Origin of the sequence: Mycobacterium sp. TY815 (genome assembly GCF_030755135.1) — a bacterium.
Lineage (GTDB): Bacteria > Actinomycetota > Actinomycetes > Mycobacteriales > Mycobacteriaceae > Mycobacterium.
This window is the reverse complement of record NZ_JAUFRX010000002.1, coordinates 920,093-935,603: the sequence shown is the minus strand read 5'-3', so window position 1 is coordinate 935,603 and position 15,511 is coordinate 920,093. Positions and strand designations below refer to the sequence as shown.

Sequence of the window (15,511 nt, the reverse complement as noted above, 5' to 3'; positions counted from 1 at the left end):
AGCTGCGTAGCGTGGTCGCAACGGTCGTCGTGATCGTCGGCCTGGTCGCCGCCTTCGTCGGCTGGCAGCTCTACCAGAAGATGAGCAACAACACCGTGGTCGCCTATCTGCCTGCGGCGATCGCGCTGTACTCCGGCGACAAAGTCCAGATCATGGGCGTACGTGTCGGCGCCATCGACTCCATCGAACCGGCCGGCGACAAGATGAAGGTGACGTTTCACTACGCCAACAAGTACAAGGTGCCGGCCAACGCGTCGGCGGTGATCGTGAACCCAACTCTGGTGGCGTCCCGCAGTATTCAGCTGGAGCCGCCCTACCGGGGCGGTCCGGTGATGTCCGATCACGCGGTGATTCCCATCGAGCGCACGCAGGTGCCGACGGAATGGGATGAACTGCGCGCCAGCGTCGCCAATATCATCGACAAGCTGGGCCCCACACCCGAGCAGCCCAAGGGCCCGTTCGGTGACCTGATCGAGTCTTTCGCCGACGGGCTGGCCGGCAAGGGTAAGCAGTTCAACACCACGCTGGACAGCCTGTCGCGGGCGCTGACCGCCCTGAACCAAGGCCGGGGTGACTTCTTCGCGGTGGTGCGCAGTCTGGCGCGGTTCGTCAACGCCCTGCACAAGGACGACAAGCAGTTCGTCGCGTTGAACACCAACCTGGCCCAATTCACCGACAGACTGACCAGTTCCGACCGCGCGCTCGCCGATGCCATTCAACAGTTCGACGGGCTGCTCGCCACGCTGCGGCCGTTCCTGACCGAGAACCGCGAGGTGCTCGCTCAGGATGTCGGCAACCTCGCCACCCTGACCACCGCGCTGGTCCAGCCCGAACCACTCAACGGTTTGGAAACCGCCCTGCACGTGTTGCCGACATTGGAGACCAACCTCAGCCAGATCTACCACCCGTCCCACGGCGCGGTCATGTCGATCCCGGCCATCCCGAACTTTGCCAACCCAATGCAGTTCATGTGCAGCATGATTCAGGCTGGTAGCCGCCTGGGCTACCAGGACTCCGCTGAGCTGTGCGCGCAATACCTGGCGCCGGTGCTCGACGCGATCAAGTTCAACTATCTGCCCTTCGGGCTGAACCTGTTCAGCACCGCCGAGGTGCTGCCCAAAGAGGTCGCGTACTCCGAGCCCCGGCTGCAACCGCCGAACGGCTACAAAGACACCACGGTCCCGGGGATTTGGGTGCCCGACACCCCGTTGTCGCACCGCAACACCCAGCCCGGCTGGGTGGTCGCGCCGGGCATGCAGGGTACCCAGGTGGGGCCGATCACGGCGGGCCTGCTGACCCCCGAATCCCTGGCCGAACTGATGGGGGGCACGGACATCGCACCACCAGAGTCGGGGCTGCAGACCCCGCCCGGTCCGCCGAACGCGTACGACGAATACCCGGTGTTGCCGCCGATCGGCCTGCAGGCGCAGGTGCCCATTCCGCCGCCGCCGCCCGGGCCGGGCGTAGTCCCTGGGCCGGCCGCACCGATGCCCGCGGCTCCCGGTCCACCCTTGCCCGCGGAAGCGGCCGTGGCGACAGGGGCCGGCTCGTGAAAGCCCGAATCCGCCCGGCGCTGGCCATCTTCGTCTGCACGCTGACACTCACGTCGTGCGCGGATTGGCGTGGCGTGGCGAACATTCCGATGCCCGGCGGTCCGGGTAGCGGGTCCGGCTCCTACACCGTGTACGTGCAGATGGCCGACACTCTGGCCCTCAATACCAACAGCCGGATCCGGGTCGCCGACGTGTTTGTCGGCACGGTCCGCGCGATCCAATTGAAGAACTGGGTAGCGACGCTGACCCTTCGACTGGACAAGGGCGTCAAACTACCGCGGAACGCGACGGCCAAGATCGGGCAGACCAGCCTGCTGGGCTCACAGCACATCGAACTGGCCGCGCCACCCGATCCGTCTCCCGAGCCGCTACGGCCGGGAGACACCATCCCGCTGAAGAATTCGTCGACCTATCCGACGACCGAGCAGACGCTGGCCAGCCTGGCCATGATCTTGCGCGGGGGCGGAGTGCCGAACGTGGAAGTGTTGCAGAACGAGGTCTACGACATCGTGCACGGTCGGGCCAACGAGCTCAGAGCATTCCTCGGCAAACTCGACACGTTCACCGCCCAACTCGACGAGCAACGCGACGACATCACCCGGGCGATCGATTCCACTAACCGGCTGTTGGGCTACGTGGGCCGGCGCTCGGACGTCCTGAACCGGGTGCTCACCGAATTCCCACCACTGCTCAAACATTTCGCGGACAAGCAGAACCTGCTGATCAATGCGGTCGACTCGGTAGGGCGGCTCGGCGGCGTCGCCAACCAGTATCTGTCTCCGTCGCGGGGCGATCTGCACCAGGACCTTGTTGCGCTGCAGTGTCCGTTACGGGAGTTCGGCCGCGGCGCACCGTATCTGATCCAGGCGCTGAAGCTGATGCTGGTCCGGCCGTTCGACGTCGACTCCGTGCCCAAGGCGTTCCGCGGCGACTACTTCAACCTGTCGCTGACGCTCGACCTCACCATGAGCGCCGTCGACAACGCCGTCCTCACCGGGACGGGCTTCTCCGGAGCCCTGCGCGCACTGGAACAATCCTGGGGCCGTGACCCGGAAACGATGATCCCCGACGTCCGGTACACACCCAACCCCAATGACGCCCCGGGCGGCCCGCTGGTCGAAAGGGCGGACAGGCAATGCTGACCCGCTTGATCTGGCGCCAGATATTCCTGTTCACTCTGATCAGTCTGGTCACGGCAATCGCGTTGGGCTGGTACTACTTACGGATTCCCACCGCTGCGGGCGTCGGCCAGTACACGCTGAACGCCACCCTGCCCGTATCGGGTGGTCTGTACAAGACGGCCAACGTGACCTATCGCGGGGAAACCATCGGCACGGTCACTTCCGTCGAGCCGACCGAGAACGGCGCGCTGGTGCGGATGAGCATCGCGGACCGCTTCAAAATCCCGGTCGACGCGTCGGCGAACGTCCGTTCCATGTCGGCGGTCGGCGAGCAGTATCTGGACCTGGTGTCGTCGGGCAATCCGGGCCGGTATTTCGCGGCGGGACAGACCATCACGAAAGGCAGCGTGCCCAGCGAGATCGGGCCGGCGCTGGACGCCGCCAACCGGGGCCTGGCCGCGTTGCCCACCGGCAAGATCCCGCAATTGCTCGACGAAACAGCCCAAGCCGTCGGTGGATTGGGCCCTGCGCTACAGCGGCTCGTCGACGCGACGCAGGCGATCGCCGGCGACTTCAAGGCCAACATCTCCGACATCGACGACATCATCCAGAACTCGGGTCCGGTCATCGACAGCCAGGTCACCTCGGGCGACGCGATCGGACGCTGGTCGCACAACCTGGACACGCTGGCCGCGCAGGCCGCGGAAAATGACCCACACGTACAGAGCATTCTGAACCAGGCGACGCCGACGACCGATCTGGTGGATGCCGTGTTCAACGATGTTCGCGAGTCGCTCCCGCAGACGCTGGCGAACCTGGAGATCGTGCTGGAAATGCTCAAGCGCTATCACAAGGGCGTCGAGCAACTGCTGGTCGCCTATCCGCAGGGCGCGTCGGAAGGCCAGACGGTGACGTCGGCCTTTCCTGGCTTTGCCTCGCTGGGCACGCACCTGACGATCAACCAGCCGCCGCCGTGTCTGACCGGTTTCCTCCCGGCGCCGCAGTGGCGGTCCCCGGCAGACACCAGCCTGCAACCGATGCCGTCGGGCACGTATTGCAAGATCCCGCAGGACACTCCGTCCAATGCCGTGCGCGGAGCGCGCAACCTGCCATGTGTCGATGTGCCGGGTAAACGCGCTGCGACGCCGCGCGAATGCCGCGACTCCAAACCCTATGAGCCACTGGGCACCAACCCCTGGTACGGCGACCCGAACCAGATCCTGACCTGCCCGGCAGCCGCCGCCCGATGCGACCAACCGGTCAAGCCGGGGCAGGTGATCCCCGCTCCGTCGATCAACAACGGCATGAACCCCGCTCCGGCCGACCGGGTACCCGGCACGCCACCACCGGTCAGTGACCCGCTGTCGCGGCCGCATTCCGGCTCGGTGGTGTGCAACGGCCAACAGCCAAATCCCTGCGTCTACACCGGAAATGAGCCTCCGGTAGCTGTCTATAGTCCACAGAGCGGTGAACTGGTCGGACCGGACGGGGTCAGGTACACCGTCGAGAACTCCACGCGCACCGGAGACGACGGATGGCGGGGCATGCTGTCGCCGCACAACTGATTGACACTGACCGGACGTACGGTCATATAATGATCGGGTAGCCGGCGGTGCCGGGTGCGTTCGAGGATCGAGGTGAGATGCCGGAAGTGATTGGCCTGGGCCAACTCCGGAGTGATACCTGCGCGTACCTCGAACGGGTCGCCGCCGGTGAGACACTCGATATCGTCCGCCGCGGCAAGCTGGTTGCGCACATCCAGCCGGTCGGTGACTGGCGGGTGGCTCCGATCCCGGCCCGTTCCGTCAACGCTGCGGAGCGGGGTTGGGTCGGTCTCGACGAACTGCGCACCCGCGCCGGGCGGTGCTTCGACCGGGTGACTGGTGGCGAGTCCCTCTATGTGGTCCGCGGCGGCCGGATTCTGGCCCGCATCGTCGCAGCCGGTGCGGCCGCGGTGCCGGCGGATGCCGGTCAGCGCATCGAACTCGACGAGCTGCGGAATCGCGCGGGCCGCTACATCGATCGGGCCGCGGCGGGCCAGACCATCGAGGTCAGTCGCGGCGGCAAGGTCGTCGCTCGCATCGTGTCCGTCGCCTGATCCCGGCCACGCAATCGAGACAACCCGGTTTCGCTCGCCGGCTTGGCACCGCGGATGTTTACTTTCCGACCGACTCGGGTAAGGGTCATCCCATCGAAAAGGGAAACGCCAGCTCGTAACGTGTGCGGTCGGTGACAATTGGCGATCAATACCCGCCCGAACTCAAGGGGTCTGATTCGAATGAAGCGTGTCACCCGAGCCGCTGGATCGGCGCTGGCCATAACGGCATTATCCGGACTGTTTATGACGGCGCCGCCGGCATCGGCCGACCCGAACACCGTGGTATTCGAGGCGTTGGGCACGGGCACCGCCCTGACGATCGACACCGACCCGGCGGTCGATCGTGTCTACAACGCGCCGCTGCCCTGGAGCCGGACCATCCAGGCGGCTCCGGACGTCACCCTGTTCCAGGTCGTGGTGGTGGGAACCGGTACCACTCCTCCCGGATGTCGCATCACGGTCGGCGGTCAAGTGGTGGCCCAGCAGCCCGTCGGTGGCTCGGCGCACTGCATCTACACGCGCTGAGCAGCGAAAAGCCGCTTAGCGCAGGCGTCTTCGCGGCGCTCATGCTTGACTAAGTCAAGTAAAGTTGCCTGGTGGCCACTGCACGGAAGCGCGATACGCTCGACTCGATCAGCGCGACCATTGCGCGGATCATGCGGCTGAGCGGTAGCCGGGCGATGTTCAAGCGGCAGGCCGCCGCCGCGGCGGTGGAGCTGTCGCAACCGTCCTACGTCCTGCTGCGGGTGCTGGCCGATGAGGGGCCGTTGCCAATGGGCCGGCTGGCGCGCCTGGCACACATGGATCTGGGCATGGCCGCCCGGCGGGTGCAGAGTCTGGAGGGCGACGGGATGGTCGTCAGGCAGTCGGATCTGGAAGATGCCCGCAAGACCCTGGTGGAAGCCACCGCGGCGGGCGAACGGGCTGCGCGCGCCCTGCAGGACGTGCGCCGTGAACATTTGGCGCGGGCACTGGTGCAGTGGTCGGCTGCCGACTTGCGACAGTTCGACCGGCTGCTGTCCCGCTTCCTCGCCGACACCACCGTGACCTCAATCGACTGACGCCGGGCGCTTCCGCAGGTCCCGGATGCAACGTTCCAGCGACTCGTCGTCTGCGCTGGCTGGCGGTGGCAGCACCACACCGTCGGCAATGCGCCCGTACCTGTCCCGGAGCAGCTGGGGGAGTTGGTCATACCGGCCACGAACCACCAGTGCTTCCAGCACGGTGTCGTCGAGGACGGCGGGTAACTCTTCCCAGCGTTGACTTCGGGTCAGCGCGCGCAGCCGATCGGGTAACGATGTCCATCCGCGCCTCTTCAGCGCTCCCGCATACGCCGGCGTGGAGAGCAGAAAGGCCAGCATTCGGCGTTGCCGTTCACATTCGCCGTCCACCTCGCCATCGGTGCTGCCGGTAGCGATGGCCGTTGACACGACGAGCAACGGCCTGCCGCGACCGGCCGCCTCGGCGCCGCGCTGCAGGGCCGGATGCACGACGTCGCGCAGATAGTCGGGATCGGAATTCGTCGAATGGGTGACCACGCCATGGGCCATCCGGCCGGCCAGCTCGCACATACCCGAATTGACCGCGCCCAGCCAGATCGGCGGCGGCGTGACATCGCCGGGGCCCGGGTTGAAGTACGGCTGCAACCGGGTCACGCGGTAACTCTGCCCGGCGTAGTGCACCGGCCCGCCGCTGCGGAAGGCGGCGAACAATGCCTGTAACGCCTCGACGTACTCGCGCATCCGGGCCTGCGGTTCCGACCACGGCATCCCGAAGCGGTCTTCGATGTTCTGTTTGATCTGGCTGCCCAGGCCCAATTCGAAACGACCGCCCGACAGTTTCGCCAGATCCCACGCGGCGTAGGCGGTGAGCGTGGGACTGCGCACGAAGGCCAGCGTCACTGCGGTGCGGATGGTCATCCGGGTGGTGTGCTCGGCGGCCAGGGCGGCAACCGTCAATGAATCGTGGATCGTCTCGGCGATGTGGACGCCGTCGAAGCCCAGCCGTTCCATCCGGCGGACGTAACCGCCGACTTCAGACAGCGGCAACTCCGGGGCCATCGCGGCGAACACCTGCATGCCAGCACCCTAGCCGAAAGGTGTATGCCCAGATATTTGACAATGTCAAATATCTGGGCATACGCTCCCGGCTAAAGGTTGTGTGGGTGAGGGAATTTCATGTACGGGTCGCGCTTCTTTTTCGACTGGTCCAATTTCGCCACCATGCTGCGGCTGCTCCGTGACGATCCAGCGACGCCCCGCAAGCGCTACCTGACGTTCATGATCGCCATGCCGATCATCGCGGCGTTTCACGCCGTCTGTTTCGCGCTCGACCCGGTGCTCTTCCCGTCGTTGCGGCGCAACGAGGTTCGGGCACCGACGTTCAGCGTGGGGCACGCCCGCAGTGGCACCACATACCTGCACCGGTTGATGGCAGCCGACCCTCAGTTCAGCTACGCGCTGATGTACGAACTCTTTTTTCCGTCGCTGCTGCAGAAACGATTGCTGCGCCTGATCCTGAGCATCGATGCCAGGTTCGGCGCACCTTTGCGCCGCCGCCTCGACGCCGCGGAAGAGAAGATGTTCGCCGAGACCGACGACATGCACAAGACCGGGTTCTTCGTTCCCGAGGAGGACGACTTCTTCCTGACCTGGTCGCTGAGCTCCGGCTTCTGGATCGTGATGTTCCCCTACATGGGTGAGCTGGATTTCTACCACGTCGATCGATGGCCTGCGCGCAGGCGCCAGCGCCTGATGAGCTTCTACCGCGAATGCGTCCGCCGGCAGCTGGCGCTGAACGGCGGCGGCATCCACCTGAGCAAGAACCCGACCTTCTGCGGCCGGGTGGAGGCACTGATCGAAGCGTTCCCGGATGCGAGATTCATTGTGCCGATGCGTAATCCGTACGAGACCATTCCCAGCCTGCTGAAGATGATGCAGACCGAATGGCGCCTGCGTGGCCGCGACGAACGGCTCATCGAGCAGTCGCTGCGGGTGCTCGCCGACCAGTCCATCCACTCCTACACCCATCCGCTGGAGGTGCTCTCCGAGCATCCAGAAGTGCGGTCCTGCGTGGTGGACTACCGCGACCTGGTGGCGGCACCCACCGCCACCATGCGGCGGGTCTACGACGAGTTGGGGCTGCGTCTGGGACCCGAGGCGGCCGCCGAGTTCGAGGCCGCCGGGCGCCGGAACGGCCACGAGACGGCGCACCGCTACAGCCTCGCTGAGTTCGGTCTGGACCCGGCCGACATCAGGACCCGCCTGGCTTCGTTGTTCGACGAATTCGGTTGGGATGCTGAAGAAAAGGGGAGAGCGAATGTCAACTGAGCACACCCGCGGCGCGCTGCAGGCGGCCTGGGCGGACATGATCGGCGCGATCAACCGGGCCCGCGACCACGTCGACTCGCCGGGGTTGCACGCGCCGCCGCCGACCGAACAGGGGCTGGCCGAGGGACATCGCTACGTGCTCGGCTTCCTGTTCAGCTCGATCGAACGAGCCTGTTTCGAAGACCCCGAATTCCCTTACTTCCGGCGGGCCATTCAGCCGCAGGACAAGGCCACCATCGACAACGCCGACGCGCTATACCTGTCGGCGCGGATCGACGGGACCCGCAGCTACCGGATCACCGGACGCGTCGCCGACCACCGGCACTGGAGTGGCGCCGCCCGGGCGTCGGGGCCGGTGGCGCCCCAGTACATCGTCTTCGAGGCACACAGCAGGTACGCGGGCGATACCGGCAGCCTGATGGAACTGGCGCCCGGCGGACGGGTGGTGACCGGCCTGCTCGACAGCACCGACCTGGTCGTCGATGCGGACGGACGATTCGAGATCCTCTGCGCGCCCGATCGTCCGGCTTCTCACACCGGCAACTTCATCGCCACCGGCAAGGACGGCACGGACACCGCGCAGTATCTGATCGTGCGGTCGCTGTTCCACGACTGGGCCAACGAGGTGTCACCGGAGCTGCGCATCGTGCCGATCGCCCGAGGCGCGACGCACCCGGCCCCGGCCGGTCCGGACGCCACGGCCGCCGCGCTGCGGCGCGTCGGCGAGCTGGTCGAGCACCAGATGCGGTTCTGGAACGAGTTTTACGACATCGTGCTGGAGTCCAACGGCGACAAAAACGGCGACGGCGTCACCTTCATGCCACACAACGGGCTCAACGAACCCGCGGCGGCCAATCTCGCCTCCGGCGGCGGGCAGAGCACCAACGTCTACTCCGGCGGCGTGTTCGAGCTCGACGAGGACGAGGCCCTGCTGGTGGAGCTCACCGTTCCCGTCGACCCCGCCTACCTGGGCTTCCACCTGTCCAACGTCTGGGGCGAGTCGCTGGACTACGCCAACCACGTCAGCAGCCTCAACGCATTCCAGACCGTGACGGACCCCGACGGGGTCCGGCGCTATGTGATCGCGCACCGCGATCCGGGTGTGCCGAATTGGCTGGACACCGTGGGGCATCGCACCGGATTCCTCACCGTGCGCTGGACCTATCCGAAGCCACCGGAGCAGATGCCGACGACGGCCGTGCACACGATCGCGCTATCCGAGGTCCGGGGCCGGTTGCCGTCTGGTACCCCAACCGTGAGTCCCGAACAGCGCGCCGCGCAGATCGAGCTGCGGCAGGAGCACGTCGCCCGCCGGTATCGGCAGTACTGAGGCGGTTGAACTGCAGGTCAGGAGCCGGAAACCTGGTGTGATGGACGGGCAGCCGCACCCCACCGAATCGGGAAGCCCTCGATGCCGGGTCATGGCAAACGGCAAGCAGGTGGTATCGCAACTGATCTGCTGCCCACGCCGCGGTGCGACGGGCCATACACTGGCCCATCGTGGGCATGCTTTTTGGCTTTGCGCCGTGGATCGTCTACTGGGTCCTGGTCGGTAACGTCCCATTCGACACCGCTGTCTCGATCGCGCTGCTGATGGCCGTCGCGGTGTTCGCCGTCGGGCGCGCCACCGGCAAACCCGGGCGGACACTCGAAATCGGAGCTGTCGCAACCTTTGTGGTGCTGGCGGTGTTGACCTTCGCACTCAGCGAGGAGTTCATGGCGCGCTGGATCCAGCCACTGAGCAACCTGGGGATATTCCTGGTCGCGCTGGTCGGTGTGCTGATCGGCAAACCGTTCGTGCGTGACTTCGCCGCGGCCGAACAACCTCCCGACGTCGTCAACACCGACTTGTTCCGGCGGGTGACAACGGTCTTGACCTGGGTCTGGGTCGCCGCGTTCGGCGGTATGACGCTGTCCTCGGCCATCCCGCCGATCGTGCAGGGGAACGCGACGATCCTGGACACCAAGACGCCGTTGTCGTTCATCTGCTACTGGGTCATCCCATTCTCACTTCTCGGCGCGGCGGCGCTCGCTTCGCGCTCCCTGCCGGAGCGGATGCTGGCCGGAATCGACGACATCGCGCGGGAGACCTCCTTCGTCGCGTACGACGAAGCCACCATCGACGAGCTGTATTACCTGGCTCAGGAACACGCCAACCGGGAAGTCGGACCAGGTAAGGAGGCCTACAACGTGAAGGTCGGCGGCATGGGTACCCCGCTGACCGGCGACGAGTCGCGAAAATCGTGGCCGTCCACCTACAAGGTCAGGGACAAGAAGCATTAGCGACGCTCCGGCCGGCGTATACCGGCACGTCAACTTGGCTTGCTAGGTGTTGCATATGGAACGCACACAAAGAACCTTTGCCGTGCTGGCGACGGTGCTGGTCACGGTCGCGGGTTGCGCACAGAGCGCCAAGCCGTCGTCACCGACTGGCAACGCGGAGATCAGCGCGTCGGCCGGCAAACCGCTCACCATCACCCCGGACCGCATGCTGGCCGCCACCGGCGGTATCACGCCCGTGGCGTTCGGTAAGCCCGCGCACGGCAAGATCAGCTATGGAGCCAAAGGTGCGGTGATTTACACCCCCGACGCCGGCTACAAGGGCAACGACGAACTGCCGGTCACCGTCAGTCGTGCCGTCAAGCTCTATTCCGAGGACCAGTTGCCGCTGGCCACCATGGGCGGAATCGACATCCAGGCCAGCGCCCACGGGTCCGGCATCGCCCTCATACCCGGCAGTGCCAACGAGATCTACGGGCTCACCGACCGCGGACCCAACGTCGAAGGTCGCACACCCAACGAGATCGTCTTCCCGGTCCCCGAATTTCACCCGCACATTGCCAAGCTCAAACTCGACGACGGCGTAGCCACCGTGGAGCGGACCATCATGCTGCAGGGGCCGGACGGTCATCCCCTGGAGGGGCTGCTCGACCCGCATGCCGTTCCCGGCGAGTCCATGGTCGACCTCAATGGCACACCCCTGCCGCCCGCGGACTACGGCATCGATCCCGAGGGCCTGGTCGCGACGCTGGACGGCAACTTCTGGGTGTCCGACGAGTACGGCCCCTACATCGTCCACTTCGACTCCACCGGCAAAGAGCTGGAACGTCTTTCGCCGTACGACGACACCCTGCCCCGGGAGCTTTCGCTGCGCGCTCCCAACCAGGGCCTGGAGGGGCTGACGATCACCCCGGACGGCAACACGCTGGTGGCCGTCATGCAGTCGGCGCTGCAGACCCCGGGCCTGCAGGGCCCGGCCAAGTCCGTCCCGATCGCCCGCATCGTCACCATCAACCTGGTGAACCGGACCATCATGCATGAGTACCTGTATCCGCTGGCCAACCCGCAGGACTCCAAGGTCGGGGTATCGGAGATCAGCGCGCTCAGCGCCACCACCTTCCTCATCGACGAGCGCAACAGCAAGAACCCACCGGACAACAACGCGAAGATCTACATCGCCGACATCGCCGCGGCCACCGATGTCGGGCCGAACTCGACCGTCCCGGGTGCCACCTACGACGCCGCTGCCGGCGGCCTGCTGGTCAACAAGATGCCGATCGAGACCCTGGTCGGCGTCAGTACCGACGCCGAGGCGCTGGCCAAACTCAAGGGCGCCGGAATCACCGCAGCCACAAAGACTCTGCAACTCGATGTGGCGGCGCTGCTGCGCTCGCTCTCGCCCAAGGGGGACTTCTTCGGGCACGACAAGATCGAGGGCATCGCCACCCGCGACGGCGGGAAAACGCTGATGCTGGCCAACGACAGCGACTTCGGACTGGCCGGACTGGCTTCGGACACCCCGCCGTTCCGGCTCAAGCCCAAGACGTTGCCCAACGGAACCCAGGACAGCGGCGAGATCCTGGCGGTCGACACCGACCAGTTGCCGGCCAAAACCGAGAAGATGACCGTCGCCATCAAGGTCGGCTGAACGGGTCTCGGAGGCAAGGTGACGGCGTGAATCCTCATAGTCCAGACGCAATCCAGGCCGAAACCGTCAGCTTCACCGGTCACGGCGGTGACGAGATCGAGGCGTACCGGGCCATGCCACTGGCCGACGGCTCGCGCGGTTCGGTGGTGTGGATTCACCACATGCCCGGATATGACCGGCAGACAAAGGAATTCGTGCGGCGCCTGGCCGTCTCCGGGTATCACACGGTAGCGCCGAACCTGTACTCCCGCGAAGCTCCCGGAGCCGCACCCGACGACGCCGCCGCGGCTTCCCGGGCGGCGGGTGGGGTGCCCGACGAGCGTTTGGTGGGCGACGTGGCCGGGGCGGTCGAGCACCTGCGGTCACTGCCAGGAGCCAACGGGTACAGCTTTTTCTCCGTCGACCGCCCGGCCTACCGGCCCGAGGCCGCGGTGGACGGGTGGCGCCGCATCGACGCGTTCTTCGCCACCCACCTGAAAGGCTAGGTCGGCCATGTGTACGTATCTCACCGAACACGTCGAGATCGAGGGCAGTGGCAAGGGCGCGACGGGATGGTTCGGAGCCAGCCGCGCGACGGTGTACGTCGACCATCCCGTGCATGCGCAGTACGGGCACACGGTCAACATCGACGTCATTAATCCCGATCTGGGGCCGTCCGCGCGGGTGGCGCTGGAACTCACCGAGGAGAGTGCACTGGCACTGGCTGACGCGATCCGTGCGGCCGTCGCGCACGCGCCGGCCGGCCTGGCCTCCAGGGAGCAGTCATGAGCAACGATTTTCCGCAGATGGCCGCTGCGCGAGGGCGGATCGAGCCCGCACCGCGGCGGGTGCGCGGCTACCTCGGCGCCGAACTGCTATTCGACACCACCGCCGCACGCTACGTGTGGGAGTTCCCTTACTACCCGGCGTATTACATCCCGCTGACTGATGTGCGCACCGAGTTCCTCGACGACGAGAACCATCCGCAGCGGGTCCAGCTCGGGCCGTCCCGGCTGTACTCCCTGGTGGGTGCCGGTCAGAAACACCCCTCTGCTGCAAGGGTTTTCGACGCAGACAGCGACGGTCCGGTCGCCGGCCTGGTGCGATTCGACTGGGATCCGCTGCGCTGGTTCGAGGAGGACGAGCAGATCTACGGACATCCGCGCAATCCGTATGCGCGGGTCGATGCGCTGCGCTCGCACCGGCACGTCCGCGTGGAGCTGGACGGCGTACTGCTCGCCGACACCCGGTCTCCGGTCCTGCTCTTCGAAACAGGTCTGCCCACAAGGTATTACCTCGATCCGACGGATGTCGCGTTCGAGTATCTGGAGCCGACCGCCACGCAGTCGCTGTGCCCCTACAAGGGGGTGACATCCGGTTACTGGTCGGTGCGGGTGGGCGAGACGCTGCATCCGGACCTGGCGTGGACCTACCACTACCCGCTGCCGGCCGTCGCGCCGATCGCCGGACTGGTGGCCTTCTACAACGAAAAACTCGACATCATCGTCGACGGTGTCGCCCTGCCCCGCCCGCGGACCCAGTTCAGCTAGCCCGCCAGCAACGATCGCGCAGCAGGCGCAGGCCGTTGAGGCCGACGAGGACCGTCGAACCTTCGTGCCCCGCCACTCCCAGGGGCAAGGGAAGGTGTCCCAGCAGATCCCAGGTGACCAGGACGACGATGAAGGTCGCGGCGATCACCAGGTTGGCGGCGACCACGCGCCGGGCCCGGCGGGCCAGTACGACGATGGCCGGTAGCGCGGCCAGGTCGTCGCGGGTGATCACCACGTCGGCCGTTTCCAGGGCAAGGTCGGATCCGGAACGGCCCATGGCGACCGCCGCGTGCGCGGCGGCCATCGCGGGAGCATCGTTGACACCGTCGCCGACGAACAAGACCCTGGCCCCGTGCGCCTCCAGTGCGCGCACCACGCCGACCTTGTCCTCGGGCAGCAGGCCGGCGTGCACGTCGGTGATCCCGACGTCGGCGGCGAGCCGCCCGGCGGCCCGGGGGTTGTCCCCGGTCACCAGTAACGGTGTTGTGCCGGTAAGGGATTCGAGCTCTGCGACGGCGCCTCTCGCGTCCTCGCGCGGGTCGTCGGTGAGCCCGAGCACGCCGGCATGAGTGCCGTTGACGGCGACGACGACCGCGGTGTGGCCGGTCTGTTCCAACTGCACGACGGCGCCGTGGTGGCCGAGCAGTGCGGGGCTGCCCACCTCGACCGTGTCGTGGCCCACCCGTGCGCGGATGCCACGTCCGGGCGCGGACGTGAACTCCGTCGCCGGCAGGACCGCGGCGCCCGCCTTGCGCGCGGCGGCGACGATGGCCCGGGCCACGGGGTGCTCGGAGTGGTATTCGGCCGAAGCGGCCAGCGACAGCAGGGTGGTGCAGGTGTACCCGGCCTCCGGGTGAAGGCTGTTGACCTGCGGCGTTCCCTTGGTCACGGTGCCGGTCTTGTCGAACGCGACATGGCTGACCCCGGCGAGCTTCTCCAGAACCACGGCCGACTTCACCAGCACGCCGTGTCGGCCGGCGGTGGCGATCGACGCCAACAGCGGCGGCATCGTGGACAGCACCAGCGCGCAGGGTGAGGCCACGATCATGAACGTCATCGCGCGCAGCAGCGACGAGCGCAGATCGCTGCCCGCCAGCAGGGGAATCACCATTAACGCGACGGTCGCCGCCACCATGAGCACCGAATAGCGCTGCTCTACTTTCTCGATGAACAGTTGAGTGCGAGCCTTGCTCGCGCTGGCTTCGGCGACCATCACCGCGATGCGGCTGATGACAGAGTCGGCGCTCGGCCGCGTCACCCGGACCAGCAGCGTGCCGGTGCCGTTGACAGTGCCGGCGAAAACTTCGTCACCAGTGGCTTTTTCGACCGGCAGCGGTTCTCCGGTGATGGTGGCCTGATCGACCGCGCTGGCGCCCTCGAGCACCACGCCGTCACCGCCGACGCGCTCGCCGGGGCGGATCAGCAGCACGTCCCCCACCGCCAGCCGCGCGGCGTCCACCACCTCTTCGGCACCGGAATCATCGACACGGGTGGCGGTTTCGGGCGCCAGGCGCAGCAGTCCGCGCACCGAGTCCTCGGTGCGCCGGGTCGCGACGGCCTCCAGGGCGCCGGAGGTGGCGAAAATGACGATCAGCAACGCGCCGTCGAAGACCTGGCCGATCGCGGCGGCGCCGATCGCTGCAAGAACCATCAGCAGGTCGACGTCCAGTACCCGGTTTCGCAGCGCGTCCAGCCCGGCCAGGCCCGGCTGCCATCCGCCGGCGGCGTAGCAGGCCAGATACAGCACCCAGACGAGCCAGCCGGGGACACCGGCGAGCTGGCCGGTGAGCCCGAACACGAAGAACGCGGTCGCGATCAGGGCCCAGCGAACTTCGGATATCGACGCGACACCGGGCAGCGCCCGATGCGCCGCATCGGCGGTAGGGCGGACCGCGGTTGCAGACACGCGGCCACTATAGCTGCATATGTGTGAAGGTATGCAACTGCGATTCC

General features: G+C 66.6%; 15 protein-coding genes. 13 read left to right on the top strand and 2 right to left on the bottom strand.

What is annotated here, in order from left to right:
• Positions 1 to 2 precede the first annotated feature (2 nt).
• The 6 genes from QXK92_RS23770 (at position 3) to QXK92_RS23745 (ending at position 5,833) form a co-directional block, all read left to right on the top strand.
• Positions 3 to 1,553: a virulence factor Mce family protein gene (locus tag QXK92_RS23770; RefSeq protein WP_371934594.1), complete on the top strand. Its 1,551-nt coding sequence runs from the start codon at positions 3 to 5 to the stop codon at positions 1,551 to 1,553.
• Positions 1,550 to 2,695 (top strand): virulence factor Mce family protein, encoded by a 1,146-nt coding sequence (locus tag QXK92_RS23765; protein WP_306245709.1) that lies wholly within the window; start codon positions 1,550 to 1,552, stop codon positions 2,693 to 2,695. Before QXK92_RS23770 ends, QXK92_RS23765 begins: the two co-directional genes overlap by 4 nt.
• Entirely contained in the window at positions 2,689 to 4,239 is a 1,551-nt protein-coding gene (locus tag QXK92_RS23760; RefSeq protein ID WP_306245708.1) for an MCE family protein, read from the top strand. The genes QXK92_RS23765 and QXK92_RS23760 overlap by 7 nt, the downstream gene beginning before the upstream one ends.
• A 77-nt stretch (positions 4,240 to 4,316) precedes the next feature.
• Positions 4,317 to 4,772, top strand: coding sequence for a type II toxin-antitoxin system Phd/YefM family antitoxin (locus QXK92_RS23755; protein ID WP_306245707.1), 456 nt, complete (start codon positions 4,317 to 4,319; stop codon positions 4,770 to 4,772).
• 180 nt (positions 4,773 to 4,952) lie between these two features.
• On the top strand, positions 4,953 to 5,297 hold the full coding sequence (locus QXK92_RS23750; RefSeq protein WP_306245706.1) for an MmpS family transport accessory protein: 345 nt from the start codon (positions 4,953 to 4,955) through the stop codon (positions 5,295 to 5,297).
• A 71-nt stretch (positions 5,298 to 5,368) separates the two neighbouring features.
• Positions 5,369 to 5,833, top strand: coding sequence for a MarR family winged helix-turn-helix transcriptional regulator (locus tag QXK92_RS23745; RefSeq protein WP_306245705.1), 465 nt, complete (start codon positions 5,369 to 5,371; stop codon positions 5,831 to 5,833).
• Here the strand turns inward: QXK92_RS23745 and QXK92_RS23740 are convergent.
• Positions 5,822 to 6,850 (bottom strand): TIGR03617 family F420-dependent LLM class oxidoreductase, encoded by a 1,029-nt coding sequence (locus tag QXK92_RS23740; RefSeq protein WP_306245704.1) that lies wholly within the window; start codon positions 6,848 to 6,850, stop codon positions 5,822 to 5,824. The genes QXK92_RS23745 and QXK92_RS23740 overlap by 12 nt on opposite strands.
• Positions 6,851 to 6,949: 99 nt before the next feature.
• Between QXK92_RS23740 and QXK92_RS23735 the strand changes: the two genes are divergently transcribed.
• From QXK92_RS23735 to QXK92_RS23705, 7 genes are all read left to right on the top strand, one after another.
• Complete coding sequence (locus QXK92_RS23735; RefSeq protein WP_306245703.1) at positions 6,950 to 8,101, top strand: sulfotransferase; 1,152 nt, start codon at positions 6,950 to 6,952, stop codon at positions 8,099 to 8,101.
• Positions 8,091 to 9,431, top strand: a complete 1,341-nt coding sequence (locus tag QXK92_RS23730; RefSeq protein ID WP_306245702.1) for a hypothetical protein — start codon at positions 8,091 to 8,093, stop codon at positions 9,429 to 9,431. Before QXK92_RS23735 ends, QXK92_RS23730 begins: the two co-directional genes overlap by 11 nt.
• 170 nt (positions 9,432 to 9,601) lie before the next feature.
• The gene (locus QXK92_RS23725) at positions 9,602 to 10,384 is read left to right on the top strand and encodes a hypothetical protein (protein WP_306245701.1); all 783 of its coding nucleotides are present in this window, start codon (positions 9,602 to 9,604) and stop codon (positions 10,382 to 10,384) included.
• 55 nt (positions 10,385 to 10,439) lie between these two features.
• A complete protein-coding gene (locus tag QXK92_RS23720; RefSeq protein WP_306245700.1) occupies positions 10,440 to 12,029 on the top strand; it encodes an esterase-like activity of phytase family protein in 1,590 nt (529 codons plus the stop codon).
• A 26-nt stretch (positions 12,030 to 12,055) separates the two neighbouring features.
• The gene (locus tag QXK92_RS23715; RefSeq protein WP_306245699.1) at positions 12,056 to 12,514 is read left to right on the top strand and encodes a dienelactone hydrolase family protein; all 459 of its coding nucleotides are present in this window, start codon (positions 12,056 to 12,058) and stop codon (positions 12,512 to 12,514) included.
• 7 nt (positions 12,515 to 12,521) lie between these two features.
• The gene (locus QXK92_RS23710) at positions 12,522 to 12,797 is read left to right on the top strand and encodes a DUF6295 family protein (RefSeq protein WP_306245698.1); all 276 of its coding nucleotides are present in this window, start codon (positions 12,522 to 12,524) and stop codon (positions 12,795 to 12,797) included.
• A complete protein-coding gene (locus QXK92_RS23705) occupies positions 12,794 to 13,558 on the top strand; it encodes a DUF427 domain-containing protein (protein ID WP_306245697.1) in 765 nt (254 codons plus the stop codon). The genes QXK92_RS23710 and QXK92_RS23705 overlap by 4 nt, the downstream gene beginning before the upstream one ends.
• Here the strand turns inward: QXK92_RS23705 and QXK92_RS23700 are convergent.
• A complete protein-coding gene (locus QXK92_RS23700) occupies positions 13,551 to 15,416 on the bottom strand; it encodes a heavy metal translocating P-type ATPase (RefSeq protein WP_306246460.1) in 1,866 nt (621 codons plus the stop codon). The two genes, QXK92_RS23705 and QXK92_RS23700, sit on opposite strands and share 8 nt — an antisense overlap.
• Between the last annotated feature and the right edge of the window lie 95 nt (positions 15,417 to 15,511).

Bases quoted from the DNA above. Each gene is read 5' to 3' on its own strand.
- QXK92_RS23760 (WP_306245708.1), top strand. From the start codon at position 2,689: ATGCTGACCCGCTTGATCTGGCGCCAGATATTCCTGTTCACTCTGATC.
- QXK92_RS23755 (WP_306245707.1), top strand. From the start codon at position 4,317: ATGCCGGAAGTGATTGGCCTGGGCCAACTCCGGAGTGATACCTGCGCG.
- QXK92_RS23750 (WP_306245706.1), top strand. From the start codon at position 4,953: ATGAAGCGTGTCACCCGAGCCGCTGGATCGGCGCTGGCCATAACGGCA.
- QXK92_RS23740 (WP_306245704.1), bottom strand. From the start codon at position 6,850: ATGCAGGTGTTCGCCGCGATGGCCCCGGAGTTGCCGCTGTCTGAAGTC.
- QXK92_RS23735 (WP_306245703.1), top strand. From the start codon at position 6,950: ATGTACGGGTCGCGCTTCTTTTTCGACTGGTCCAATTTCGCCACCATG.
- QXK92_RS23730 (WP_306245702.1), top strand. From the start codon at position 8,091: ATGTCAACTGAGCACACCCGCGGCGCGCTGCAGGCGGCCTGGGCGGAC.
- QXK92_RS23720 (WP_306245700.1), top strand. From the start codon at position 10,440: ATGGAACGCACACAAAGAACCTTTGCCGTGCTGGCGACGGTGCTGGTC.
- QXK92_RS23710 (WP_306245698.1), top strand. From the start codon at position 12,522: ATGTGTACGTATCTCACCGAACACGTCGAGATCGAGGGCAGTGGCAAG.
- QXK92_RS23705 (WP_306245697.1), top strand. From the start codon at position 12,794: ATGAGCAACGATTTTCCGCAGATGGCCGCTGCGCGAGGGCGGATCGAG.